This window comes from Parafrigoribacterium humi, from assembly GCF_040227205.1.
Lineage (GTDB): Bacteria > Actinomycetota > Actinomycetes > Actinomycetales > Microbacteriaceae > Parafrigoribacterium_A > Parafrigoribacterium_A humi.
On the sequence record NZ_JBELOA010000004.1, the window covers coordinates 195,057 to 219,513 of the forward strand.

Genomic DNA, 24,457 nt, shown 5'->3' on the forward strand with positions numbered 1-24,457 from the left:
CTTACTCGGCGCTCGCGACGGTCTCGGCTGCGGCCGGAGCTGCTGCAGCCGGCGCCGCTGCGGGCCTGGCTGCCTTGCGGGCCGCCTTCTCCGCGGAGAGCTTTGCGGCCTCGGCGACCTGGGCGATGGCCTCTTCTGCGCGAAGCACTTTGGTGCGCATGACGGCCTCGCTGAGCTTCAGCTGGCGGTCGAGCTCCTTGGTGGCGTCACCGTTCGAGGTCAGCGAGACGACGGCGTAGATGCCCTCGGTCTTCTTGTTGATCTCATAGGCAAGGCGACGCTTGCCCCAGATGTCTACCTTGTTGACAGTTCCACCGTCATTGCGAATGACGTTGAGGAACTTGTCCAGGCTGGGAGCTACGGTGCGCTCGTCGATCTCTGGATCGAGAATTACCATTAGTTCGTACTGATGCATAACTAACCCACCTCCTTTGGACTAAAACGGTCACAGACGTTCTGTGACAGGAGGGTTGTGGCATCGCTGTCTGCTTGTCACACAAGAGAAAAGTGCGCGCAGACAACCTGCCTAGTGTAGTTGGTACGCACTTCATCTATCAAGGAGCCACATTTCATGAGCCTTCGGGTTGCCGTTGCCGGTGTCGGAAACTGTGCCAGCGCACTGATCCAGGGCGTCACCTTCTATCGTGACGCCGACGAATCCCAGCCCGTTCCGGGGCTGATGCACACCCGATTCGGCACGTACGGCATCCGAGACATCGAGTTCGTCGCGGCATTCGACGTGGACGCGCAGAAGGTCGGCGTCGATCTCGCCGACGCCATCTGGGCGAGCGAGAACCAGACACTCAAGTTCTCGGAGGTCGCTCCCACCGGCGTGATCGTGCAGCGCGGCCCGACTCTCGACGGGCTCGGCGAGTATTACCGCGAGACGATCGAGGAGTCGGATGCCCCGGTCGTGGACGTGGCCCAGGTTCTGCGGGATTCCGGCGCCGAGGTGTTCGTGGTCTACCTTCCCGTCGGATCGGAGCACGCGGTCAAGCACTACGCGCAGGCCGCGCTGGACGCGGGAGTCGCCTTCGTCAACGCGCTGCCGGTGTTCATCGCGAGCGACCCGGTCTGGGCGGCGAAGTTCACCGAGGCGGGCATCCCGATCGTCGGCGACGACATCAAGAGCCAGCTCGGCGCCACCATCACCCACCGCGTGCTGGCCAGGCTGTTCGAGGAGCGGGGGATCGTGCTCGACCGCACCTACCAGCTCAACGTCGGCGGAAACATGGACTTCAAGAACATGCTCGAGCGATCCCGCCTCGAGTCGAAGAAGATCTCGAAGACGCAGTCGGTGACGAGCAACGTGGCCGCGCACCTCGACCCCCGCAACGTGCACATCGGACCGAGCGACCACATCCCGTGGCTCGACGACCGCAAGCTCGCCTTCGTGCGTCTCGAGGGCCACGGGTTCGGCAACTCGCCCACGAGCCTCGAATACAAGCTCGAGGTGTGGGACTCGCCCAACTCCGCGGGTGTGGTGATCGATGCCATCCGCGCGGCGAAGATCGCGCTGGACGCGGGGCTCGGCGGACCGGTCGAGGCGGCATCCGCCTACTTCATGAAGTCACCGCCGAAGCAGCTGCCAGACCCGGTGGCCCGTGAGCTGCTGGAGCAGTACATCCGCGACAACGGCTAACTAGCCAACCCGCGCACTCGATGACACTCCGCCTCCCGCGAAGGCGCATCGATCGACTCGCGAGTTTTGGGCGCTCTGGCGGCCACGCTTTTCGGCCGCCGTAGCGCCCAATGTTTGAGCTGGAGAGTGATGCGCCTTCGCGGGAGGCGACGTCGATCAGGCGCGATCCCCCCACCAGGCGCGCAGGCGCTCGGTCGCGGCATCCTCGCCGATGGGTCCTTCCTCAAGCCGCAGCTCGAGCAGGAAGCGGTACGCCTCACCCACCTCGCGACCGGGCTTCAGCCGCAGAATTGCCATGATCTGCTCGCCGTCGAGCTCTGGGCGGACTGCCGCAATGCCTTCGGCCTCGGCGAGCTCGGCGATGCGCTCCTCGAGATCGTCGTATGCAAAGGCGAGCCGGTCGGCCTTGCGCCGGTTGCGGGTGGTCACGTCTGCCCTGGTGAGGATGTGCAGCCGCGGCAGCAGATCTCCGGCGTCCCGAACGTACCTGCGAACCGCGGAATCGGTCCACGCACCCTCGGTGTAACCGAAGAACCTCAGGTGCAACTCGATCAGGCGAGCGACGGATGCCACGGTCTCGTTGTCGTACCTGAGCGTCCTGAGTCGTTTCGCTGCAAGCTTCGACCCGACCACGTCGTGGTGATGGAATGTGACGACCCCGCCGGGCTCCAGGCGCCTCGTCGCGGGCTTGCCGATGTCGTGCAGCAGCGCAGCCCAGCGCAGGATGAGGTCGGGTGCGGCGCCGGGATTGCGCTCTTTCTCGAGATCGATCGCCTGGTCGAGCACGATGAGACTGTGCTCGTAGACATCCTTGTGGTGGTGGTGTTCGTCGACCTCGAGCATCAGGGCGGGAAGCTCGGGCAGCACGAGGGCGGCCAGCCCGGTGTCGACCAGGAGCTGCAGGCCGGCGCGCGGCGCATCCGTCTTGAGCAGTTTGCCGAGTTCGTCGCTGATCCGTTCCACCGAGATGATCGAGAGACGCTCGGCCAACTCACCCATCGCGTGTTCCACCCGCTCGACCACGGTGAACCCGAGCTGGGAGGCGAACCGTGCACCCCGAAGCATCCGCAACGGGTCGTCCCCAAAGGACTGCTCGGGTGCCCCAGGAGTGTCGATGCGCCCGGCGAGGAGATCTTCCAGGCCGCCTGCCGGGTCGACGAGCACCTGGTCGGGAAGCCGAAGTGCCATCGAGTTGACGGTGAAGTCCCGCCGAAGCAGGTCGCCCTCGAGAGTGTCGCCGAACTCGACCTCGGGTTTGCGGGTCTCGCCGTCGTAGACGTCGCTACGGTAGGTCGTGATCTCGACCGTGTTGCCGCCGATGCGCGCGCCGATGGTGCCGAAAGCGCGGCCGATGTCCCAGTGCGCGTCGGCGATCGGCGCGACCAGGGTGAGGATCTCCTCCGGTTTCGCGTTCGTTGTGAAATCGAGATCGTTGAGCGGACGGTCGAGAAAGGCGTCGCGCACGGACCCGCCGACGAGCGCGAGCTCGAAGCCCCCGTCTGCGAAGGCGGATGCCAGGCGGGTGATGTGCGGCGCCGTCGCCAGCGCCGCGAGTCGCTTGATTGCCGAAGCGACATTTTCCATGACGACAAGACTACAGACGGGCCCGCCGGGCATCCGTCCAGCGGCCAAGGCCTAGAATCACATCATGCTGGCCGAGCGAAATCGACGGGTCGGCCTATGCCTATGAGACTCGTGACGTTCCTCCTTGCCCTGGCCATGGGCTTTGGTGCCCTCGGGCTTGGCGACTCCGCAGCACAGGCAAAAACCGGCACTCCCGCTCCCGGCGTGACCTTCACTGTCTCCCCCTCGGCCCTGGGTGTGCTGAACCCGAACGAAGATCTCCTCATCAGCGGCACGGTCTCGAATGGAACGACCTCGGCAATCGCCGCGGGCACCGTCTCGGTGTACCTCGATCGCGGCGTGGTGAGCACACGTGCCTCGCTGCACAACTGGCTCGCAGATGCGCCGGATGACGACGGCCCGCACGCGACAACCGAGGTTCTGCAGACCACCATTCCGGCCATCCCGGCCGGCGACACGAGGTCGGTCTACCTGACCGTTCCTGCGGCAGCCCTCGGACTCGATCCGTCGCCGACGGCCTGGGGCGTTCACGCCATCCGGGTGCGGATCGCGAGCGGCAGCAGTGAAGTCGCCGTCGCCAACAGCAGCATCGTGTGGAACCCGGGTGCGACGTTCCAGCCCACGCGGTTGTCGCTCGTTGCTCCGATCGGAACGCCGCCCAGCACATCTGGACTGATCTCCGCGGACGATCTCGCCACGTACACTTCCCCGAACGGGCTGCTCACCAAGGAACTCGACCAGGCGATTGACCGGCGCATCGCACTCGCCATCGACCCCATGGTCATCGCGTCGATTCGCATTCTCGGAACCGCGGCACCCGAGTCCGCACGCTCGTGGCTCACCCAGTTACAGAACGCGGGCAACAACACCTTCGCGCTGAGCTACGCGGATGCCGATCTCACGGCGATGACGCAGAGCAGCACGGCCGGAGTGCTCACGCCAACCGACTTCACGATCGACCCGAGACTCTTCTCGCCTCCGGCGAGCACTCCCTCGCCCTCCTCGACCCCGACGACACCCAGCGGACCCGGTTCGCTCGCCACCACTCCCGCCGAACCGACGCTTCCGACCTCGCAGACCTTACTCGATTGGAAATACACGACTCCCGGTGTTGCCTGGCCGCTCGACAACACCGTCGTCGATAAGGACCTGGCGACGTTCCAGCAGAACAAGCTCACCACGACCATCCTGTCCTCCACCAACGTGAGCTATGGCGACATCGACTTCACGCCGAGTGCGGCCGCGACCGTCGATGGTCACCGGGCGCTCGTCGCGGATGCCACGCTGTCGCAGCTGTTCCGCAAGGCCGTGCTTGCCCCGACCACACTCGCCTGGCAGCAGGCAATGACCGAGTTGTCTGCCTCCCTCGCCGTGATCACGTGGGAGCAGTCGGATGCGGCGAGCACCCTTCTGGCCACCCTTGGCCGTAGCTATCCCACCGGCTCGTACCACCTGGTCGACACCCTGCTCAGCCTCGAGAGCCTCCCCTGGGTCAGTGGGGCCAGCCTGGCCGACGCCGTGAACGCTTCCCCGATCGGCGCGACCCTGGTCGACAAGCCCATCACGGCCGACCGGATCGCCCAGGTGAACACGCTCGTGGCTGCGGAGGGCGCCGTCGACACCTTCTCGTCCGTGCTGCAGCAACCGACTCTCCTCACCGGACCAGAGCGTCTCGATCTGCTCGCGACACTCTCGAGCGGGTGGGCAAACGACCCGGCGAAGGCGAAGAGTGCCTACGACAACTACCTCGCAGACGCCACCAAGACCACGAACTCCGTCACCATCGTGGAGAGCAGTTCGATCATCCAGCCCTCCGACAAGATCAGCCTGCCCGTGACCGTGCGCAACGACCTCGCCTATCCGGTTGAAGTGGTCGTCACCGTTCACTCTCCCAGCGGCATCCTTCACATCGTGCACAACCAAGTGCCACTCGTCGTCGAAGCGAACTCGCAGGCCGGGGCCAGGATCGCGGTGCAGTCCGTCGCGAACGGCGATGTCGAACTTCGGGTATCGCTTGCGAGCGTCACCGGCACACCGATCTCGACACCATCCTTTGTCGACGTCGACGTGCAGGCACAGTGGGAGACCCTGATCACGCTGGGCATCGGAGCGCTGCTGATTGCGGTGTTCGGTTTCGGAATCTGGCGCAACGTGGCCAAGCGTCGTAAGGCGCGAGCCGAGGGCGCCACCGACGACAACCCGGAGGATATCGCGGACACGGATGCGGATGAGCAGGTCGCCGTGCCGGGCGACGGGGAAACCGGCCGTGACTGAGCCGCAGCCCGTGCCGGTCGCTCCGGGAGTAGGCAGGGCGAGCGCCATCCTGGCCTCGGGAACGGTGGTGTCGCGCCTCCTCGGATTCGTGAAGGTCGTCGTGCTCGCGGCGGCCATCGGCCAGGTGGCGAGCGTGAGTGCTGACAGCTTCGCAATCGCCAACCAGCTGCCGAACAACATCTACGCGCTCGTCGCGGGCGGCGTACTGAGTGCCGTGCTCGTGCCCCAGATCGTGCGCGCCAACCAGCACGATGACGGTGGCGAACGCTTCATCAACCGCATCGTCACGCTCGGAATCGTGATCTTTGCCGTCGTGGCACTGGCGGCGACGCTGCTCGCGCCCGCACTCGTTGCCCTGTACGCCCACGCGCCGTCCTCCGGCGGTCGCGGCTTCAGCCCGGACGCCATCGCACTCGCCACGACCTTCGCCTACTGGTGCCTGCCGCAGATCTTCTTCTACGCGCTCTACAGCCTGCTCAGCGAGGTGCTCAACGCGCGCAACATCTTCGGGCCGTTCACCTGGGCCCCGGTTCTCAACAACATCGTCGCAATCGCCGGCCTCGTGATCTTCATGGTGCTGTTCGGTGACGCCTCGACAAATCACGCGCTCGTGCACTGGGACGCCGGGAGGATCCTGCTCCTCGCGGGCACCGCGACCCTCGGCGTCGCCGCCCAGGCGCTCGTCCTGTTCCTGTTCTGGAAGCGCGCGGGGCTCCGCTTCCGACCGGACTTCCACTGGCGGGGCGTCGGTTTGTCGACCACGGGCAAGGCGGCCGGCTGGTTGTTCGCCATGGTGCTGATCACCCAGATCGCCGGTGTCTTCCAGAGCAATGTCGCCTCCATCGCGAGCGGCGTCGGTGCCTCCAACTCCGCGCTCTCCGCGACTTGGCTTCTGTTCATGCTTCCCCACGGCGTCATCGCCGTCTCCATCGCCACCGCCTACTTCACCCGGATGAGCGGGCACGCCACGAGGGGAGATCTCGCCTCCCTGCGCGGCGACCTCTCCGCCTCGCTCCGGTCCATCGGGCTCGGAATGGTCTTCGCCACCGTGGCACTGGCCGTGGTCGCCTATCCCTTCGCCCGCGTGTTCGAGGTCAGGTTCGCGAACGTCGCCGCAATGGGCAACGTGCTGCTGGCGTTCCTGCCCGGCCTCGTGCTGTTCAGCATGCTCTTCGTGCTGCAGCGGGTGTTCTTCGCCCTCGGCGACACCCGCACCCCGTTCTTCATGCAGTGCGTGCAGTCGGGGATCTTCATCGTCGGGGCCCTGCTGTGCTCGCTCCTTCCCTCCGACTGGATCGCGGTCGGCATCGCGGCCGTCACCTCGATCGCGGGGAGCGCACAGACCGTCGTCGCGATCATCCTCGTGCGCAGGCGGATCGGGGGAATGGATGGCCGCCTCGTCCTGCGCAGGCACGTGCAGTACCTGGTCTTCGCGCTCGCCGCCGGCGCAATCGGATTCCTCGTGCTCGTGCTCCTCGGCGGACTTTCCGCAGACGGCTTCGCCCAGTCAGACCGGGCAGCGGCGATCCTGTCGATCGTGGTGATCGGCGGGGTGATTGGCGCCGTGTATCTCGGTCTGCTCGCTGTGTTCCGCAACCCGGAGCTGACATCCGTGACCGACATTCTCAAGGTGCGTTTCGGCCGCAGAAGGTAGTGTCTGGCACCTCGGCACTGCTGGAATACGGTGCCCGTAGGATGTGTTGTATCGGTCAGCGAGCGGTGCTAACCAGTGCCCGGTCGCCCAGAGGGAAGGTTCTCCGTTGCGCCAGACCATCATCATCGGTTCGGGTCCTGCAGGCTACACGGCCGCGATCTATGCGGCGCGCGCCAAGCTCTCGCCGCTGCTCATTGCGAGCTCGGTCGAGGCCGGTGGCGACCTCATGACCACCACAGAGGTCGAGAACTACCCCGGGTTCCCCGAGGGAGTCATGGGCCCGGATCTCATGGCCAAGCTGCAGGCCCAGGCCGAGCGTTTCGGCACGGAGGTCGTGTTCGACGACGTCGCGTCCGTCGATCTCACCGACCAGATCAAGAAGGTCACGCTCGGCAACGGCGAGTCCCACGAAGCCCTCTCCGTGATCTTCGCCACCGGCTCCGCCTATCGCAGGCTCGGACTCGAAGACGAAGACCGTCTGAGCGGCCACGGCGTGTCCTGGTGTGCCACCTGTGACGGATTCTTCTTCCGCGAGAAGGTCATCGCTGTCGTCGGCGGCGGAGACTCCGCAATGGAAGAGGCGAACTTCCTCACCAAGTTCGCCGACAAGGTGTACATCATCCACCGCAGCGACTCACTCCGCGCGTCCAAAACCATGCTCGAGCGCGCCCAGGAGAACCCGAAGATCGAGTTCCTCCTCAACAAGACCGTCGAGCACATCTACGGCGACGAACTCGTCACGGGGGTTGGCCTGCGGGACACGGTCGACGGCACCGAGACGACGCTCGATCTGAGCGGCCTGTTCATCGCGATCGGGGCGGATCCACGCACCCACCTCATCCACGGGCAGCTCGACATCACCACACAGGGCACGATCGCCGTGGACGGCCGCAGCTCGCGCACGAACCTGCCCGGCGTGTTCGCGGCCGGCGACGTGATCGACCCGAGCTATCGGCAGGCCGTCACGGCAGCGGCATCCGGAACCGTCGCAGCGCTAGACGCGGAGCACTACCTCAACTCGCTCCCCAAAGACCTGGTGGCCTCGGCGATCGCTGATTCCGAGCCCGCCACCGTTTCGGCCTAGAGCCCACGCAGACCGGCGCTGGCCATCCAGCGTAGATTTATCCACGGAAAGAGAGAAAGACATGTCAAACGCAGTCAACGTGACCGATGCGAACTTCGAGACCGAGGTTCTCAACTCTGACAAGACGATCCTGGTCGACTTCTGGGCAGAGTGGTGCGGCCCGTGTCGCGCAGTCGGACCGATCCTCGACCAGATCGGCGCGGAGAACGCAGACAAGATCACCGTCATGAAGCTCAACGTCGACGACAACCCGCAGACCGCGGCGAAGTACCAGATCACCTCCATCCCGATGATGAAGGTATTCAAGGGCGGTGAGGTTGCCAAGAGCATCCTCGGCGCGAAGCCGAAGCCCGCTCTCGAATCAGACCTCGCCGAGTTCCTGGCGTAGACAGCCGCTCGTTTCACCGGCACGAAAAGCCCTTCCGCCCCAGTGGTGGAGGGGCTTTTTCGTCATTCCCCCTATTCTTGAATTTCAACCACCCTCTGTTTCTGGACATCCCATGACACCCCATAGCACCGCGCAGGGAGCGCACGGCAACAACCTCGATCCCTGGTACACCCACTACGCCGAGCGCTCCGCCGGACTCAGCGCCTCTGAGGTGCGAGCGCTCTTCGCCGTGGCGTCACGCCCCGAGGTGGTGTCTCTCGCGGGCGGGATGCCGTTCGTCTCCGCGATTCCGGAGGACCTGCTCACGGGGTCGATCGACCGTGTCATGCGCGACCAGCGAGCCCAGGCCCTGCAATACGGCTCCGGCCAGGGCTCCCCGGCGCTGCGGGAACACATCCTGCAGATCATGGCGCTCGAGGGCATCAGGGCCAACGTGGATGACGTCGTCGTCACCACGGGCTCCCAGCACGCGCTCGAGCTCATGACCAAGCTCTTCATCGACCCGGGCGACGTCGTGCTGGCCGAGGCGCCGAGCTACGTCACCGCGCTCGTGGTGTTCAAGTCGTTCCAGGCCGAGGTCAGCCACGTTGCGATGGATGAGCACGGCCTGATCCCTGAGGCACTGCGGGAGCGCATCGCCTCCCTTCGCGCCCAGGGACGGAAGATCAAGTTCCTCTACACGGTGCCGACCTTCAGCAACCCGGCCGGCGTCACGCTGAGTCAGGAGCGGAGGGCCGAGATCCTCGAGATCGCGCGTGCCAACAACATCCTGGTGCTCGAGGACAACCCCTACGGCCTCCTCTACTTCGACGGTCCGCCGCCGAACGCACTGCGCTCCCTTGAGGACGACGGCGTTGTCTATCTCGGCACGTTCTCGAAGACCCTCGCGCCCGGATTCAGGACGGGCTGGGCGCTCGCTCCGCACGCTATCCGAGAGAAACTCACTCTCGCGAACGAGGCCGCGGTGCTCTCGCCGAGCTCCTTCAGCCAGATCATCATCGCGGAATACCTGAGCGGTGCCGACTGGAAGGGTCAGATCAACACTTTCCGCGGAATCTACCGGGAACGGCGAGACGCGATGCTCAGCGCCCTGGCGGAATACCTGCCACAGCTGAGTTGGACCGTTCCGAACGGCGGATTCTACGTATGGCTCACCCTGCCAGACCATCTCGACTCGAAGGCGATGCTGCCGCGGGCCGTCACCGAGCTCGTCGCGTATACCCCGGGCACGGCCTTCTACGCGGATGGCAGCGGCAGAAACAAGATACGCCTCGCGTTCTGCTACCCGACCCCCGAGTTCATCCGCGAGGGAATCCGTCGTCTCACCACCGTGATCAATGGCGAACTGGACCTGCTCAACACCTTCGAGCAGACCGCGCCGCTGAAGGTCATCCCCCCGACGCGCGGCTACAGCAGCCCGCCACCGAACCTGGGCTAGGACAGCATGAACAGCACCCCATCGACACGTGTACTGGTACTCGCCGGCGGCATCTCGCACGAGCGGGATGTCTCGCTGCGCTCCGGCAGGCGCGTTGTGGACGGCCTCGCGGCACAGGGCGCCGCAGTGACCCTCCGGGATCCGGATGCCTCGCTCCTGGCCTACCTCGTCGAGAACCCGCCGGACGTGGTCTGGCCCGCGCTCCACGGGGCGAGCGGCGAAGACGGCGCCCTTCGCGGCATCCTCGACTTCCTCGACATCCCGTACGTGGGCTCGAGAGCCAGCGCCTCGCGCCTGGCCTGGGACAAGCCCACGGCCAAGTCGCTCGTGGAGCGGGTCGGCATCCCCACGCCGCGATCGATCACCCTGCCCAGGGATGCCTTCCGCGAGCTCGGCGCACACAGCATCCTCGAAAGCATCGCCGGCCAGTTGCCCGTTCCTCTCGTGGTCAAGCCGGCCCGCGGCGGATCGGCCCAGGGAGTGTCACTCGTACACGACAGGGACGAGCTTCCGCGCGCCATGGTGGAGGCGTACACCTACTGCGATGTGGCCCTCATCGAGCAGATGGTTTCAGGCACGGAAATCGCCGTAGGAGTGATCGACAGTGGCGATGGGCCCGTCGCCCTGCCCGCGGTCGAGATAGAGCCCCTGTCGGGCGTCTACAGCTTCGAGGCACGGTATAACGCGGGAGAGACCCTCTTCTACGCGCCCGCTCGCCTGAGCGACGAGGTCTCTGCGCGTGCGGCGGAGGTCGCGCTGCAGGCACACGAGGCCCTCGGGCTGCGTCACCTGTCTCGCGTGGACCTCATCGTGGATCCGGACGGCACCCCGTGGTTCCTCGAGGCCAATGTGCTCCCCGGCCTCACCGAGACGTCGTTGCTGCCCCAGGCCCTCGAGGCCGCGGGCCACGACCTCGGTTCCGTGTACCTTTCTCTCGCCGAGGCTGCGCTGCGCGACCGCTGAACCACTCCTCGCTCGTCGAGTAGCGCGCGAGGCCTCAGCCGAATCCGGGCTCGTTCAGTTCCGCGAGGATGCGGTTCAGGTCGCCGACGGTTGCGAAGTCGATGACGATCGTGCCCTTGTTCGATCCCAGGCTCACCTTCACCCTGGTGTTGAGCCTGTCTCCGAGTCGTTCGGCGATCTCGTCGAGCTGGCCCTGGCGCTTTCCCGCACTGGGTCTTGCGGCCTTCGGCTTCTTCGGACTCACCTGTCCAGCGGCCGCCTCCGCGGCGCGAACAGAGAGATCCTCATTGATGATCTTATCCGAGAGCTTCACCATCGCCTGGGCGTCGCCCGCCGCCAGGATCGCTCGAGCGTGACCTGCACTCAATACACCGGATGCAACACGCTTCTGCACGGAGTCCGGCAGGCGCAGGAGCCTCAGGGTATTGGTGATCTGCGGGCGTGACCGGCCAATTCTTGTGGCGAGCTCATCCTGGGTGATCCCGAAGTCGGCAAGAAGCTGTTGGTATGCCGACGCTTCTTCCAACGGGTTCAGGTTGGCTCGGTGAAGGTTCTCGAGCAGGGCGTCGCGCAGCATCGCGTCATCCGCGGTGTTCTTCACCACGGCAGGAATGGTCTTCAGGCCGAGCTGCTTGCTCGCGCGCAGGCGCCGCTCGCCCATGACGAGCTCGTACTGCGGCTCGCCGCGTGCCGCCCCGGCAATGGGTCGCACGACGATGGGCTGAAGCACTCCGATCTCGCGGATCGAGTGCACGAGCTCGTCGAGATCTTCCTTGACGAACTCCTTACGCGGCTGGGCCGCGTTGGGAACGATGTCCGCGGGGGAGAGGTTCGCCAGTCTCGCGCCTGGAACGGCCGCGAGCTCCTCCCGCGTCTCCTTCCCGGAGGGGAAGAAGACGTCGACCGGGCGCTCGAGGGGATTGTCGTCAGTGGGGATGAGCGCGCCGATGCCACGCCCCAGCCCAGTTCTCTTTGTTGCTGCCATCAGGCTGGTGCTCCACGTCGCGCGATCTCTGCTGCTGCCTCAAGGTACGAGAGCGAGCCCGGGGAGCTGGCGTCGTAACTGATCACACTCTGACCGTAGCTCGGAGCCTCGGAGATACGCACTGACCGAGGGATGAGGGTCGCCAGAACCTGCTCGGGGAAGTGGTCGCGAACATCCTGCGCCACCTGGTTCGCCAGGTTCGTGCGCCCGTCATACATGGTCAACAGGATCGTGGAGACCGACAGCGTCGGGTTCAGGTGACGCTCGATCAGCTGGATGTTGTTGAGCAGCTGGCTGAGCCCCTCGAGCGCGTAATACTCGCACTGGATCGGAATCAGCACCTCACCCGCCGCAACGAAGGCGTTGATGGTGAGCAGGCCGAGCGATGGCGGGCAGTCGATGAACACGTAGTGGAATGGCTCGTCGGCCTCTTCGGAAAGAAACAGATCGAGCGCGGTACGCAGGCGCTGTTCCCTGGCCACGAGCGAGACGAGCTCGATCTCGGCACCGGCAAGGTGAATCGTGGCCGGGATGCAGTACAGCGCCTCGAATTCCGGGCTCTTCTGCACGACATCCCGCACGGCGACGTCATTGATGATGACGTCGTAGACGCTCACTGTCTCAGAGCGATGTTCGATGCCGAGCGCCGTGGATGCGTTGCCCTGCGGATCGAGGTCGATCACGAGAACCTTGGCGCCGTTTCTTGCCAGGGCGGCGGCCAGGTTCACCGTCGTGGTGGTCTTGCCCACGCCACCCTTCTGGTTCGCCACGGTGAACACACGGGTCTTGTCAGGGAGGGGGAGCGCTTCCGCTGCAAGCGCCTGGCGGCGGCGCGTGATCTCCGAGAGCTCGCGCGCGAGGGGAGTGTCGTCGAATCCCATCGGTGTGCGCGACACAGGGGACTTCTGTCGCACGGCCGCGGGCGGCTCCGTCACGACAGCCTCCGCTGGAACCGCTTCCTCGGTGTCCTGCCCCACCGTCACATTCCCAGTGATGTCCTCGTTGTCGCTCTGAGCTTCTTCGTCGATGTTCACGGAAACCTCGACCAACTCGTGGCCGGGCAGGGGAACATCCATGATGTCCATGAGGGCCGTCTCCGTTCCTGGCTCACCGGTGACCGAATCGCCGGTCGCACTGGCGTTGTTCTCCACGTTGTCATCCACCGCAGTCACGGTCTCGTTCGCGGAAGCCGAGAGCTCTTCGACCGACTCGTCCTGCGGATGTTTCACGTGAAACCTTCTTGCTTTGAGGGGAGCGAATCCCCGCCACCCGATGCCTACAACGGTCCGTGGCGTCCGTCCCGTGCCCGAAATGTCGTCGTCGAAACGACTAGTCAACTGTAGCCCGAAAGACTCGCGTGACCTCTGAGACGAGGCCGTCTCCGAGCGTGAGCACCTCCGGATCGCGAAGATGCGCCTTACGAATGGCCTTGGCCGCAGACTCGATCTCTTTGTCGACGCTTACCCCTTTGAGAAAAAGAAGTTCTCCGCCCGTGCGAACCAGGGGAGCGGCAAGCGGAATGAGCTTGGACAGCGCGCTCACCGCGCGAGCGGTCACCTGGTCCAGCCAGGGCGTTATCCGCGCGTCTTCCGCGCGCGCCCGAACGATCTCCACGTTGCCCAAACCGAGCTCCGCCGTCTCGTGCTTCAGCCAGTCGACCCTGCGTTCCATCGGCTCGATCAGGACGAGCGTTGCATCGGGCCGCGCGATCGCCAGCACGAGACCGGGCAGCCCTGCTCCACTACCGATGTCCCCGACGCGGCCCGGCTTCAACAGGGGAGCGACCAGACCACAGTTGATGATGTGCCGAGACCACAGACGCGGCAGCTCCACGGGTCCGATCAGCCCGAGCTCTTCGCCCCGTGCCGCCAGATCCGCGGTGAATCGCCGAGCGAGATCCAGTCGTTCGCCGAACACGGCGGCCGCGGCCGCCGGTTCCTCCTCCACCACAGGATCACTCAATGTTTCACGTGAAACTACGCGTGGGTGATGACGGTGTGACGGTCGCGTCCCTCGCCCTCGGACTCGGACGAGAATCCGCGGCTTGCCACCAGGTCGTGAACCAGCTTGCGCTCATAGGAAGACATCGGGGGCAGTGCCGCAGAAGCGGCCCCCGCCTCAATCCGGGAGATCGCATGATCGACGAACCCGGCAAGCTCTGCCTCGCGTGCCTCGCGCGAGCCGCCCACATCAAGGATGAGCCGCGAGAACGACCCGGTCTTTGCCTGCACCGCGATGCGGGTAAGTTCCTGCAGCGCGTTCACCGTGTCGGGCTTGGAGAGCAGACGAAGGTTGCTGTCCTCGCTCGAGTTCACGGACACGTAGGCGCGGCCGGCGCGGGCATCGATGTCGATGTCGCCATCCAGGTCCGTGATGTCCAACAATTCCTCGATGTAGTCGGCAGCGATGTCGCCTTCCTCCTCGAGCTGCGCAACCGTGCGCTCCGACCACGCCGTGGAATGACCGTGCTCAGCCTGAACATCACTGTCGACCACGGACTCCTGAACTTCTTCTGACACTGCGGTGCTCTCCATCTGCGAAAGGGGGTCGTGCGGGGTTGTCTCTGACATCACTTCTTGCCACTGGGCTTCTTCTTGTTGCGGTTCTTCGTGTTCACGGGCTGTTGGCGCTGCGGACTCTTCGGTGCCTCGATCACCTCGGGCTTGCCCTCGTCAATCACCACGATGCCCTTCCGCTGCGCACGTTTGGCCAGTCGTGCTTCCCGTGCCAAAGCGGCTTCGCTGCCCGGGGTCGGAAGATTGCGGATGACCAGGAACTGCTGTCCCATGGTCCAGATGTTCGAGACCAGCCAGTAGAACATGACACCGAGGGGGAAGGTGAAACCGGAGAACGCGAACACCAGCGGAAGGATGTAGAGCAGGATCCTCTGCTGCTTGAACATCGGGCTGTTCTTCATTTCCGTCGACTGGTTCTTCGACATGATCTGCAGCTGGGTGATGAACTGCGAGCCGGTCATCAGGATGACCATTGTCGCGGCGATCACGATCACGGCCACGTTCCCCTGGGCTGAACTGATCGAATCCTTGAGCGGCGCAACGCCGAACAGGATCGCCTCGCCAAAGGACTTCGAGAGCTCAGGGTTCAGTAAGCCGACACCGGCCGCGGTCTCACGCTGTGCGTTGTTGAGCACAGAGAACAGGCCGAAGAAGATCGGCATCTGGATGAGGAGCGGAAGGCAGGAGCTCAGGGGGTTGGTACCGGACTGCTTGTACAGCGCCATGGTCTCCCGCGACATGGCTTCGCGTGAGAACTGGTCCTTCTTGCCCTTGTACTTGTCCTGGATCTTCTTGAGCTGCGGAGCGACCTCGAGCATCCTGCGCTGGCTCACGATCTGCTTGACGAAGATCGGAACGAGCGCTGCGCGGATGACGAGCACCATGCCCACGATCGCCAGAACCCAGGTGAGTCCCGCATTCGGGTCCATCCCGAAGAAGGTGAAGAGCGAGTGGAATGCGACGAGCAGCAACTCCACGACCCACTTGATGGGCCACAGGATGCCGTCGATGATCGCGGGAAAATTCATTGTGGTAGTCAGCCCTTTCCGTGGCTACTCGCTGTGACAAAGCCGAAACGCGTTAACGCGTACTTTTCCCTGCCGCGCAGTGGAACATCATCTATACCGCCAGGCGCCCAGGGATGACACCGTGCGATCCGCCAGGCGCCCATCGCACAGCCCCGTACGACGCCGTACTCCTGGATTGCGCGAAGGGTATAAGCAGAACACGACGGGTAATAACGACAGACATCACCGTACAGGGGAGAGATCACCGCCCGATACGCGCGAAGGATGACCACGCACAGGTTGCGGGGCACAAGAAGAAGAAACAGCACGGTGGCCTTCACCTCTTCACCTCAGCTCTGGCAGCAATGCCGAACACTTCCCCGCGTAGCGTAACCCAGCTCGCCTCGGCAGAAACTGGAAGTGCCCGCACCACGATGTCGACGCCCGGACGAACGCCACCGAGCAGCGCAAAACTCGCCGCCTTCAATCGACGACGAACGCGATTGCGGATGACCGCGTTGCCCACGTTCTTCGCAACGATGAAACCAAACCGAGTCGGCATCCCATCGGCACGGTCGATCACATAAGCGATGGTGTGCGTCGCGCCGATCTTGCGGCCTCGCCGGACTATCCTGCGATAGTCGTCTGCGCGCACGACCCGATTGATCCTGGCGAGCACGATGACCTGATGTGCGGTCTCTGCGAAAACTACGCAGAGAGCTCGCTGCGACCCTTACGACGACGTGCGCTCAGGATCGCGCGACCGGCACGGGTGCGCATGCGCAGCCGGAAGCCGTGCACCTTGGCACGACGACGGTTATTCGGCTGAAAGGTTCTCTTGCTCATTATCAATCTCCACGTGTTGGAACTCCGCAAGGCCAGCAGTGAAGCCCAGGAAAGTAGAAGGGTTAGCCGAAGGGCTAAGAGGTCAACTGATTAAAGCTACGAGCTTAATCCGCTGCGGTCAAACCTCAGAGGCGATGAACCCCATCTTATCCACATGTGCAAAACGTCTGCTTAGCACTCCGCAGGCCATACAAACTAAGGTGGGGACACTGCACAGTCGGTGGATAACCCTGTGAATAAGTGAGAGCTCCACGGGAGGGGACCATGACTGAACCGGAGGATCCGACCCAGGAAATCTGGCAGGCCGTGCTCGTCGGTCTGCGCGAGGACGAACGAATCACCCCCCAGCTCCAGGGCTTCATCAGCCTCGTCGAGCCCAAGGGTGTGATGGCGGGAACCCTCTATCTCGAAGTACCCAACGACCTCACTCGCGGCATGCTGGAGCAGCGCATCCGACTCCCGCTTCTCAACGCCATCACCGCACTCGGTGACGATGTTCCGGTCAGCAACTTCGCGATCGTCGTCAACCCCGAAATCAGTCACGACTCCCTCGACCACGCCACAGAAGGTGCCGAACAGCCCTACATCGAACAACCCGCCGCGCCGGTGCAACTGGATGCCGGCACTGCGACCAGGCGAAGCGACTCGAGACTGAACCCCAAATACAACTTCGACAACTTCGTCATCGGCGGATCAAACCGTTTCGCCCACGCTGCGGCAGTCGCTGTGGCCGAGGCACCGGCCAAGGCATACAACCCCCTGTTCATCTATGGCGACTCCGGCCTCGGTAAGACCCACCTCCTGCACGCGATCGGCCACTATGCCGAGAGTCTCTACCCCGGCATCCGTGTTCGGTACGTCAGCTCCGAGGAATTCACGAACGACTTCATCAACTCGATCGCCAACAACCGCTCCTCTGCATTTCAGACGCGCTATCGCGAGATCGACATCCTTCTCATCGACGACATCCAGTTCCTCCAGCGAGCGGTCGAGACCCAGGAAGCGTTCTTCCACACCTTCAACACGCTTCACGACCACAACAAGCAGGTGGTCATCACGAGTGACCTGCCACCAAAGCTGCTCACCGGATTCGAAGACCGGATGCGCTCACGATTCGAGTGGGGACTCATCACCGATGTGCAGGCGCCCGACCTCGAAACCCGCATCGCCATCCTCCGCAAGAAGGCACAGAGCGAAAAACTTCAGGTGAGTGCCGAGATCCTGGAGTACATGGCCACCAAGGTGTCCTCCAACATCCGCGAACTCGAGGGAACTCTGATCAGAGTGACGGCGTTCGCGAGTCTGAACCGCACTCCTGTCGATCTCGCGCTCGTGCAGACCGTGCTCAAAGATCTCATCACGCTCGACGAAGACAACGTGATCGCACCCGTGGACATCATCAATCACACGGCGGAGTACTTCAAGCTCTCGGTCGATGATCTCTACGGATCGTCCAGGTCACAGGCTGTCGCGACCGCCAGGCAGATCGCGATGTACCTGTGCCGCGAGATGACGAACCTGTCGCTGCCCAAGATCGGCCAGCTCTTCGGTAACCGCGACCACACCACGGTCATGTACGCGAACAAGAAGATCACCGAACTCATGAAGGAGCGGCGCTCGATCTACAACCAGGTCACGGAACTGACCAGCCGGATCAAACAGAATCATCGCTTCGCCAAAGACTGAACCAGCCATCGAACTCGTCCACACTGTTGACAGGCTGTGGATAACTTGGTGAAGGCGCCATGAACTCTGTGGAGAAGTTTGCGAGAGCTGTGGACTGGGAAGTTGTGCGTCTCGCTGCCCTCCCGCTCCACAGTGGTGATTCTCACATCCACTCCACATCTTTCACCGTTGTAGTTTCCCGTTGACAGCGAGTCTCCGCGAGGTTATCCACAGTTTCCACAGCGGTTAAGAGTGTTAAAGCTTTAAAGAGATTAATTGGCGGAAGATAACCCTCTGGGTCCACTCTCGCAGCGGCTGTGCCAGTATGGGTTTTCCAAGCCACGTTCATGAGCCAAGGGGTGGAAATGAAGTTCCAGGTCAATCGTGACGTCTTCAGCGAGGCCGTCTCCTTTGCTGTCAAACTTCTTCCCCAGCGCACAACCCTCCCCATCCTGAGTGGCGTACTCATCGAGACCACAGATGTCGGGCTCACTCTGTCGTCATTCGATTACGAGGTCTCGGCCCAGACCACCATCACGGCAGAGGTCGAAGAACCCGGTCGCATCCTGGTCTCCGGACGACTTCTCGCCGACATCGCCAGCCGGCTGCCGAACGCTCCGGTGAACTTCAACTCGGAAGAATCCAAGATCAACGTGGTCTGTGGATCCGCGCACTTCACCCTGTTGAGCATGCCCGTTGAGGAGTATCCGACACTGCCCGTCGTCTCTGAGCAGTCCGGGCTCCTGCAGGCCGAAGCATTTTCGACGGCGATCGCCCAGGTGGCCGTCGCGGCGTCACGCGATGACGTCACTCCGGTGATCACCGGAGTGCAGCTCGAGGTCTCCGACACCAGCGTGAGCCTGGTTGCGACCGATCGGTATCGAGTGGCCGTGCGTGAGGTCGAGTGGGATTCGGGTGACAACACCGTTCCGGAGGGACTCACCGCACTGGTGCCGGCGCGGACCCTGCAAGAGGTCGGCAAGACATTCGGACACAGCGGCACCATTTCGGTTGCGATCACCAACACGGATGACCGTGAGCTCATCGCGTTCAGTGCGGACAAGAAGACGGTAACCTCACTCCTTATCAAGGGAAACTTTCCGCCGGTCAAGCGGCTTTTTCCCGAAACCGTCGACAACTTCGCCGTCCTCAACACGGCAGAACTGATCGAGGCGGTTCGCCGAGTCTCCCTCGTCCTGGAGCGTGAGGCGGCGCTGCGCTTCACCTTCACCCTCGACGGAGTGACGCTCGAGGCGATCGGGTCTGAGCAGGCGCAGGCGTCTGAGACGATTGATGCTCATTTGAGTGGCGGAGACACGGTGGTCTCTCTCAAGCCCCAGTTTCTTCTCGACGGACTCGGTGCGGTGCACTCCGAATTCGTTCGGATCTCGTTCACCAAGACAGAGAATCCCAACAAGCCCGGCCCGGTGCTCATCACGAGCCAGTCCTCGAAAGACAATCCCGGCGCGGATAATTACAAGTACCTGCTTCAGCCCAACCTGCTCCTTCGCTAAACGGGAAGTCGCGTGCCGAGTACAGGCGCGCGATAAAGCAGAGCACCGCCATAAATTGAATAATTCGCAAGTAAGGAACGTCATGCATATCGGTCTCATCGGTCTCGGAAAAATGGGAAGCAATATGCGAACCCGTCTCCGCGAGCACAACATCGAGGTGACCGGCTTCGACAGGAATCCGGATGTCACGGATGTTCCGGATATCCCTGCCCTGGTCGCGGCACTGCCGACCCCGCGCATCGTCTGGGTGATGGTGCCGGCCGGAGATATCACGAGTTCTGTTGTGACGGAGCTCGTGGGCGCACTCGACAGGGGCGACCTCATCATCGACGGGGGAAATTCCCGCTTCAGCGAAGACATCCGTCACGCGGAAGAGGCCGCGGTCAAGGGCATCGACTACATGGATGCCGGCGTCTCCGGTGGCGTGTGGGGTCTTGAAAACGGGTACGGACTCATGGTCGGCGGCACCAAGAAGAGCGTCGAGCGGGCCATGCCCATCTACGACGCGCTTCGTCCGGAGGGACCGCGCGACGAGGGATTCGTCCACGTCGGAGAAATCGGTGCGGGTCACTACGCGAAGATGGTGCACAACGGTATCGAATACGCCCTTATGCAGGCCTATGCCGAGGGATATGAGCTGCTCGACAAGCGTTCCGACATCATCAAAGACGTCACGGGAACCTTCAAGGCCTGGCAGCGCGGCACCGTCGTGCGTTCCTGGCTGCTCGAACTGCTCGTGCGTGCCCTCGAGGAGGATCCGGAATTCGAAGACATCGAGGGATACGTCGAAGACTCCGGCGAGGGCCGTTGGACCATCGAGGAGGCACTCATCAACGCCGTTCCGGTCCCCACGATCAGCGCATCGATCTTCGCGCGATTCGTTTCGCGCCAGCCGGAGGGATCTCCCGCGATGAAGGCAGTGGCCGCACTGCGCAACCAGTTCGGTGGACACGCGGTCAAAAAGGCTGAATAACGTGTCAGAGTGATCGTCACCCATCTGAGTCTGAGCGACTTTCGCAACTATCGAACTGCGGAAGTGCAGCTCAAACCCGGACCGAACCTGTTTGTGGGGAGCAACGGCCAGGGCAAGACCAACCTGGTGGAATCGCTCGGCTATCTGAGCACGCTGGGATCCCATCGGGTCTCGGTGGATCACGCGATGATTCGGCAGGGTGCCGACGCTGCCATTGTGCGGGCGAAACTCGAACACGGCGACCGTCAGCTGCTCGCCGAAGTGCAGATCAACCGCAGCGGACCCAATCGCGCGCAGATCAATCGCGGCGTCATCAAGACAAGAGAACTGCCCCGGTACTTCTCGAGCGTGTTGTTTGCGCCGGAGGACCTGGCTCTGGTGCGAGGCGAGCCGTCCGGGCGGCGCCGTTTTCTCGACGAACTGCTGGTTCTGATCTCGCCCAGGTACTCGGGGGTGATGACGGACTACGAGCGGGTGCTCAAACAACGCAACTCGCTTCTCAAGTCGGCCAGGGCATCCGGAATCAAAGAGTCCCAGCTCAGCACGCTCGAGATCTGGGATGACCGGCTCGTCACCCTGGGGTCGCAGGTGATCGAGGCGCGCCTCGCCCTCGTTGCCAGACTGTTGCCGGATGTTGCCGCGGCGTACCAGACAGTGGCAGGCGAAGATCACCACGCTCGTCTCTCGCACTCCCTGACCGTGCTCGAACAGAACGTCGACCGCGACGATCCGGAGGGCTCGGGCCAGACACTGCCGGGAGACTCGCCCCTGACCGCACCAGAAATCTCCGCTCGTTTTCACTCAGCACTCGACCGGCTTCGCCGGAATGAACTCGACCGGGGAATGACGCTCGTGGGACCGCACCGCGATGATCTCGTGCTCGAGCTCAACGGTCTGCCCGCGCGGGGATACGCGAGTCACGGAGAATCGTGGTCGTTCGCCCTCGCACTCAAGCTGGCGTCGGCGGGCCTGTTGCGTCGAGAGTCGACCACCGGGGATCCGGTACTCATGCTCGACGACGTCTTCGCCGAACTCGATGAGTCCCGGCGAGCCAGACTTGCCGCGGCGGTGGGTGACTTCGAGCAGGTGCTCATCACGGCGGCCGTGTACGAAGACGTTCCCGGGACTCTCACCGCTCACACCGTTCGCATCGCGGCCGGAACCATCGTGGAGCCGGGCGGACAGCCGACGGAGCAGCCATCATGAGCGACGACGAGCGGAAGGATGAGACTTCGGGCGAAGCCGAGTCGGAGTCGCGCGGCGTCTACCAGCGATTTCGCCGCGTGTTCGGCGACGGGCACTCACGCTCCTCGGACGCCAGGAAGCGCGCGAAGAGAGAGTCCGGTGCGACCACCCCGTTCGGCGGCGGACGCGATCCCGAGGGGCTCGGCTCCGTGGTCGACGCACTCACCGCGAGTCTGGGCTGGAACTCGCCGCTCGCGCAGTCGGAACTACTCGCATCCTGGGCCGAGGTTGCAGGCGAAGAGACCGCAGAGCACTCGACTCCGGTCGGCATCGACGAAGGTGTGCTCACCGTTCGATGTGATTCGACGGCCTGGGCGACGCAACTCCGGTTGATGCGCGTGCAGATCGTGACGCAGATCGCGACGCGCTATCCGGATGCCGGTATCGAACGAGTGCGGTTTGAGGGCCCGGGTGTTCCCTCGTGGAAAAGAGGCCCCAGATCAATTCCAGGGCGTGGCCCGCGCGATACTTACGGCTGATTGGGCAAAAGACATGGTCGAGCGCAAATAAAGTCCCCAGACGGGCGATTTGGGGACCGTGAGGGCCGCAATTTGGTAGACTGGTTGGGTCGTCATGGTATCTCCTGATTGCAGGAGCAGGGCCACGAACGACGTTCGATCTACCGGCGGGAGCCCACTTCCATATGTCAACTAATTCGACTCCCGAGTTTGACCACAGCTACGGTGCAGACGACATCCAGGTTCTCGAGGGACTCGAAGCGGTTCGCAAGCGCCCGGGCATGTACATCGGCTCGACCGGTCCTCGCGGATTGCATCACCTCGTGTACGAGGTCGTCGACAACTCGGTCGACGAGGCACTCGCCGGCTACGCGGACGACATCCAGGTCACCATGACCCGTGACGGCGGCATTCGTGTCGTCGACAACGGTCGCGGAATCCCGGTCGGCCTCAACAAGGCCGAGAACAAGTCGTCCGTCGAGGTCGTCATGACCATCCTGCACGCCGGCGGAAAGTTCGGCGGCGGCGGATATGCGGTCTCTGGCGGTCTGCACGGCGTCGGTGTCTCTGTCGTCAACGCGCTGTCCACGGAACTGGATGTCGAGGTCCATCGGCAGAACCACGCCTGGCGCATGAGCTTCAAGCGCGGTGTTCCGGTCGCGCCACTGGAGAAGGGGGAGGAGGTCGAGGGCACCGGAACGATCATCACCTTCTGGCCGAGCCCCGAGACCTTCGAGAGCATCGAGTTCGATTTCGAGACGCTCCGCGCCAGATTCCAGCAGATGGCATTCCTGAACAAGGGCCTGCGGATCACGCTCACCGACGAGCGCATCCACCTCGACGAGCACGGCGACGAGATGGAGCCGGTCGTCGTCAGCTACCTCTACGAGCAGGGCCTCGTCGACTACGTGCAGTACCTCAACTCGGCGAAGAAGGTCGAGGTGGTGCACCCGGAGATCATCTCGTTCGAGCTCGAAGACAAGGAACTCAAGATCTCTCTCGAGGTCGCCATGCAGTGGACCACCTCCTACCAGGAGAGCGTGCACACCTACGCGAACACCATCAACACGCACGAGGGTGGAACGCACGAAGAGGGCTTCCGTGCCGCGCTGACCACGCTGGTCAACAAATACGCCAGGGAAAAGGGAATCATCAAGGAAAAGGATGACAACCTCACCGGCGACGACGTGCGTGAGGGTCTGACCGCGGTCATCTCGGTCAAGCTCGCCGAACCGCAGTTCGAAGGCCAGACCAAGACCAAGCTCGGCAACACGATCGCGAAATCCTTCGTGCAGAAGGTGGCGGGCGATCAGCTCGGCGACTGGTTCGATCGCAACCCGACGCAGGCTCGCGACGTCATCCGCAAGGCGATCCAGGCATCCGCTGCCCGCCTCGCCGCCCGCAAGGCGCGCGAGCAGACGAGGCGCAAGGGGCTGCTCGAGTCGAGCGGGATGCCGGGCAAGCTGCGCGACTGCTCAAGTAAAGATCCGAGCCTGTCCGAGATCTTCATGGTCGAGGGTGACTCGGCCGGTGGCTCTGCCGTGCAGGGGAGAAACCCGGAGTTCCAGGCGATCCTGCCGCTGCGAGGCAAGATCCTCAATGTGGAGAAGGCCCGGCTCGACCGCGCGCTCGCCAACAACGAGGTGCAGTCGATGATCACCGCGTTCGGCGCGGGGGTCGGCGAGGACTTCGACCCCGAGAAGGCCAGGTACCACAAGATCGTGCTGATGGCCGATGCGGATGTCGACGGCCAGCACATCACGACCCTGCTGCTCACCCTGCTGTTCCGCTACATGCGCCCACTCATCGACCTCGGGTATGTCTACCTCGCGCAGCCTCCGCTGTACCGGCTCAAGTGGAGCAACTCACCCCACGAATACGTGTACTCGGACGAGGAGCGTGACGCTCTGGTCGAAAGCGGGCTTGCGGCGGGCAAGCGCATCCCGAAAGACAACGGGATCCAGCGCTACAAGGGCCTGGGCGAGATGGACTACAAGGAACTGTGGGAGACCACCATGGATCCGGCCACCAGGACGTTGCTCCAGGTGACCCTGGATGACGCACTCGCTGCCGATGAGATCTTCTCCACCCTCATGGGCGAAGACGTCGATGCGCGTCGAAGCTTCATCCAGCGCAACGCCAAGGATGTTCGCTTCCTCGATATCTGATCGCGCGAAGCCGATCAAGATCGAGTAGGCCGTCCACGGCCGTATCGAGATCC

The 24,457-nt window shown here is 63.5% G+C and carries 23 protein-coding genes; 13 read left to right on the forward strand and 10 right to left on the reverse strand.

From position 1 onward, the window contains the following. Position 1 precedes the first annotated feature (1 nt). The gene (gene rpsF, locus ABUA28_RS09250) at positions 2 to 415 is read right to left on the reverse strand and encodes a 30S ribosomal protein S6 (protein WP_349903757.1); all 414 of its coding nucleotides are present in this window, start codon (positions 413 to 415) and stop codon (positions 2 to 4) included. A 156-nt stretch (positions 416 to 571) separates the two neighbouring features. Here rpsF and ABUA28_RS09255 point away from each other — a divergent pair, with 156 nt between their 5' ends. Next, on the forward strand, positions 572 to 1,642 hold the full coding sequence (locus tag ABUA28_RS09255) for an inositol-3-phosphate synthase (protein WP_349903758.1): 1,071 nt from the start codon (positions 572 to 574) through the stop codon (positions 1,640 to 1,642). 156 nt (positions 1,643 to 1,798) lie between these two features. Here the strand turns inward: ABUA28_RS09255 and ABUA28_RS09260 are convergent, their stop codons facing one another. Then, positions 1,799 to 3,226 carry a CCA tRNA nucleotidyltransferase gene (locus ABUA28_RS09260; RefSeq protein WP_349903759.1) on the reverse strand — a complete coding sequence of 476 codons (1,428 nt, stop codon included), beginning with the start codon at positions 3,224 to 3,226 and terminating at the stop codon, positions 1,799 to 1,801. A gap of 96 nt (positions 3,227 to 3,322) precedes the next feature. On the opposite strand from ABUA28_RS09260, the gene ABUA28_RS09265 reads away from it, so the two are divergent. From ABUA28_RS09265 to ABUA28_RS09290, 6 genes are all read left to right on the forward strand, one after another. After that, the gene (locus ABUA28_RS09265) at positions 3,323 to 5,500 is read left to right on the forward strand and encodes a DUF6049 family protein (RefSeq protein WP_349903760.1); all 2,178 of its coding nucleotides are present in this window, start codon (positions 3,323 to 3,325) and stop codon (positions 5,498 to 5,500) included. Further along, the gene (gene murJ / locus ABUA28_RS09270; protein ID WP_349903761.1) at positions 5,493 to 7,154 is read left to right on the forward strand and encodes a murein biosynthesis integral membrane protein MurJ; all 1,662 of its coding nucleotides are present in this window, start codon (positions 5,493 to 5,495) and stop codon (positions 7,152 to 7,154) included. Before ABUA28_RS09265 ends, murJ begins: the two co-directional genes overlap by 8 nt. 106 nt (positions 7,155 to 7,260) lie before the next feature. Further along, complete coding sequence (trxB, locus tag ABUA28_RS09275) at positions 7,261 to 8,238, forward strand: thioredoxin-disulfide reductase (protein WP_349903762.1); 978 nt, start codon at positions 7,261 to 7,263, stop codon at positions 8,236 to 8,238. 61 nt (positions 8,239 to 8,299) lie between these two features. Then, positions 8,300 to 8,626 (forward strand): thioredoxin, encoded by a 327-nt coding sequence (gene trxA / locus ABUA28_RS09280; RefSeq protein ID WP_349903763.1) that lies wholly within the window; start codon positions 8,300 to 8,302, stop codon positions 8,624 to 8,626. A gap of 112 nt (positions 8,627 to 8,738) precedes the next feature. Further along, positions 8,739 to 10,064 (forward strand): aminotransferase-like domain-containing protein, encoded by a 1,326-nt coding sequence (locus ABUA28_RS09285; RefSeq protein ID WP_349903764.1) that lies wholly within the window; start codon positions 8,739 to 8,741, stop codon positions 10,062 to 10,064. Between the two features lie 6 nt (positions 10,065 to 10,070). Continuing rightward, on the forward strand, positions 10,071 to 11,027 hold the full coding sequence (locus tag ABUA28_RS09290) for a D-alanine--D-alanine ligase family protein (RefSeq protein ID WP_349903765.1): 957 nt from the start codon (positions 10,071 to 10,073) through the stop codon (positions 11,025 to 11,027). 34 nt (positions 11,028 to 11,061) lie between these two features. On the opposite strand, the gene ABUA28_RS09295 is transcribed toward ABUA28_RS09290, so the two are convergent. The 8 genes from ABUA28_RS09295 to rpmH all read right to left on the reverse strand — a co-directional run bounded on the left by ABUA28_RS09295 (position 11,062) and on the right by rpmH (position 16,381). Next, on the reverse strand, positions 11,062 to 12,012 hold the full coding sequence (locus ABUA28_RS09295) for a ParB/RepB/Spo0J family partition protein (RefSeq protein ID WP_349903766.1): 951 nt from the start codon (positions 12,010 to 12,012) through the stop codon (positions 11,062 to 11,064). Further along, positions 12,012 to 12,893 (reverse strand): ParA family protein, encoded by an 882-nt coding sequence (locus ABUA28_RS09300; RefSeq protein WP_349903815.1) that lies wholly within the window; start codon positions 12,891 to 12,893, stop codon positions 12,012 to 12,014. The genes ABUA28_RS09295 and ABUA28_RS09300 overlap by 1 nt, the downstream gene beginning before the upstream one ends. A gap of 448 nt (positions 12,894 to 13,341) precedes the next feature. Beyond that, positions 13,342 to 13,962 carry a 16S rRNA (guanine(527)-N(7))-methyltransferase RsmG gene (gene rsmG / locus ABUA28_RS09305; protein WP_407075433.1) on the reverse strand — a complete coding sequence of 207 codons (621 nt, stop codon included), beginning with the start codon at positions 13,960 to 13,962 and terminating at the stop codon, positions 13,342 to 13,344. Between the two features lie 26 nt (positions 13,963 to 13,988). Then, the gene (locus tag ABUA28_RS09310) at positions 13,989 to 14,531 is read right to left on the reverse strand and encodes a Jag family protein (RefSeq protein WP_349903768.1); all 543 of its coding nucleotides are present in this window, start codon (positions 14,529 to 14,531) and stop codon (positions 13,989 to 13,991) included. Between the two features lie 50 nt (positions 14,532 to 14,581). After that, positions 14,582 to 15,556 carry a membrane protein insertase YidC gene (gene yidC / locus ABUA28_RS09315; protein ID WP_349903769.1) on the reverse strand — a complete coding sequence of 325 codons (975 nt, stop codon included), beginning with the start codon at positions 15,554 to 15,556 and terminating at the stop codon, positions 14,582 to 14,584. An 8-nt stretch (positions 15,557 to 15,564) separates the two neighbouring features. Further along, complete coding sequence (yidD, locus tag ABUA28_RS09320) at positions 15,565 to 15,876, reverse strand: membrane protein insertion efficiency factor YidD (RefSeq protein ID WP_349903770.1); 312 nt, start codon at positions 15,874 to 15,876, stop codon at positions 15,565 to 15,567. Continuing rightward, the gene (rnpA, locus tag ABUA28_RS09325) at positions 15,873 to 16,214 is read right to left on the reverse strand and encodes a ribonuclease P protein component (protein WP_349903771.1); all 342 of its coding nucleotides are present in this window, start codon (positions 16,212 to 16,214) and stop codon (positions 15,873 to 15,875) included. Before rnpA ends, yidD begins: the two co-directional genes overlap by 4 nt. A gap of 29 nt (positions 16,215 to 16,243) precedes the next feature. Next, positions 16,244 to 16,381 (reverse strand): 50S ribosomal protein L34, encoded by a 138-nt coding sequence (gene rpmH, locus ABUA28_RS09330; protein WP_098483823.1) that lies wholly within the window; start codon positions 16,379 to 16,381, stop codon positions 16,244 to 16,246. A 264-nt stretch (positions 16,382 to 16,645) separates the two neighbouring features. Between rpmH and dnaA the strand changes: the two genes are divergently transcribed. The 6 genes from dnaA to gyrB all read left to right on the forward strand — a co-directional run bounded on the left by dnaA (position 16,646) and on the right by gyrB (position 24,404). After that, positions 16,646 to 18,067, forward strand: a complete 1,422-nt coding sequence (dnaA, locus tag ABUA28_RS09335) for a chromosomal replication initiator protein DnaA (RefSeq protein WP_349903772.1) — start codon at positions 16,646 to 16,648, stop codon at positions 18,065 to 18,067. A gap of 344 nt (positions 18,068 to 18,411) precedes the next feature. Further along, entirely contained in the window at positions 18,412 to 19,560 is a 1,149-nt protein-coding gene (gene dnaN, locus ABUA28_RS09340) for a DNA polymerase III subunit beta (protein WP_349903773.1), read from the forward strand. A gap of 82 nt (positions 19,561 to 19,642) precedes the next feature. Continuing rightward, a complete protein-coding gene (gene gnd / locus ABUA28_RS09345; RefSeq protein WP_349903774.1) occupies positions 19,643 to 20,533 on the forward strand; it encodes a phosphogluconate dehydrogenase (NAD(+)-dependent, decarboxylating) in 891 nt (296 codons plus the stop codon). Between the two features lie 9 nt (positions 20,534 to 20,542). Continuing rightward, complete coding sequence (gene recF / locus ABUA28_RS09350) at positions 20,543 to 21,739, forward strand: DNA replication/repair protein RecF (RefSeq protein WP_349903775.1); 1,197 nt, start codon at positions 20,543 to 20,545, stop codon at positions 21,737 to 21,739. Next, positions 21,736 to 22,257, forward strand: a complete 522-nt coding sequence (locus ABUA28_RS09355; protein ID WP_349903776.1) for a DUF721 domain-containing protein — start codon at positions 21,736 to 21,738, stop codon at positions 22,255 to 22,257. The genes recF and ABUA28_RS09355 overlap by 4 nt, the downstream gene beginning before the upstream one ends. A gap of 164 nt (positions 22,258 to 22,421) precedes the next feature. Further along, positions 22,422 to 24,404, forward strand: coding sequence for a DNA topoisomerase (ATP-hydrolyzing) subunit B (gyrB, locus tag ABUA28_RS09360; protein WP_349903777.1), 1,983 nt, complete (start codon positions 22,422 to 22,424; stop codon positions 24,402 to 24,404). Positions 24,405 to 24,457: the final 53 nt, after the last annotated feature.

Bases quoted from the DNA above. Each gene is read 5' to 3' on its own strand.
- rpsF (WP_349903757.1), bottom strand. From the start codon at position 415: ATGCATCAGTACGAACTAATGGTAATTCTCGATCCAGAGATCGACGAG.
- ABUA28_RS09255 (WP_349903758.1), top strand. From the start codon at position 572: ATGAGCCTTCGGGTTGCCGTTGCCGGTGTCGGAAACTGTGCCAGCGCA.
- ABUA28_RS09260 (WP_349903759.1), bottom strand. From the start codon at position 3,226: ATGGAAAATGTCGCTTCGGCAATCAAGCGACTCGCGGCGCTGGCGACG.
- ABUA28_RS09265 (WP_349903760.1), top strand. From the start codon at position 3,323: ATGCCTATGAGACTCGTGACGTTCCTCCTTGCCCTGGCCATGGGCTTT.
- trxA (WP_349903763.1), top strand. From the start codon at position 8,300: ATGTCAAACGCAGTCAACGTGACCGATGCGAACTTCGAGACCGAGGTT.
- ABUA28_RS09285 (WP_349903764.1), top strand. From the start codon at position 8,739: ATGACACCCCATAGCACCGCGCAGGGAGCGCACGGCAACAACCTCGAT.
- ABUA28_RS09290 (WP_349903765.1), top strand. From the start codon at position 10,071: ATGAACAGCACCCCATCGACACGTGTACTGGTACTCGCCGGCGGCATC.
- ABUA28_RS09295 (WP_349903766.1), bottom strand. From the start codon at position 12,012: ATGGCAGCAACAAAGAGAACTGGGCTGGGGCGTGGCATCGGCGCGCTC.
- ABUA28_RS09300 (WP_349903815.1), bottom strand. From the start codon at position 12,893: ATGGGATTCGACGACACTCCCCTCGCGCGCGAGCTCTCGGAGATCACG.
- yidC (WP_349903769.1), bottom strand. From the start codon at position 15,556: ATGAATTTTCCCGCGATCATCGACGGCATCCTGTGGCCCATCAAGTGG.
- rpmH (WP_098483823.1), bottom strand. From the start codon at position 16,381: ATGAGCAAGAGAACCTTTCAGCCGAATAACCGTCGTCGTGCCAAGGTG.
- dnaA (WP_349903772.1), top strand. From the start codon at position 16,646: ATGACTGAACCGGAGGATCCGACCCAGGAAATCTGGCAGGCCGTGCTC.
- dnaN (WP_349903773.1), top strand. From the start codon at position 18,412: ATGAAGTTCCAGGTCAATCGTGACGTCTTCAGCGAGGCCGTCTCCTTT.
- gnd (WP_349903774.1), top strand. From the start codon at position 19,643: ATGCATATCGGTCTCATCGGTCTCGGAAAAATGGGAAGCAATATGCGA.
- ABUA28_RS09355 (WP_349903776.1), top strand. From the start codon at position 21,736: ATGAGCGACGACGAGCGGAAGGATGAGACTTCGGGCGAAGCCGAGTCG.
- gyrB (WP_349903777.1), top strand. From the start codon at position 22,422: ATGTCAACTAATTCGACTCCCGAGTTTGACCACAGCTACGGTGCAGAC.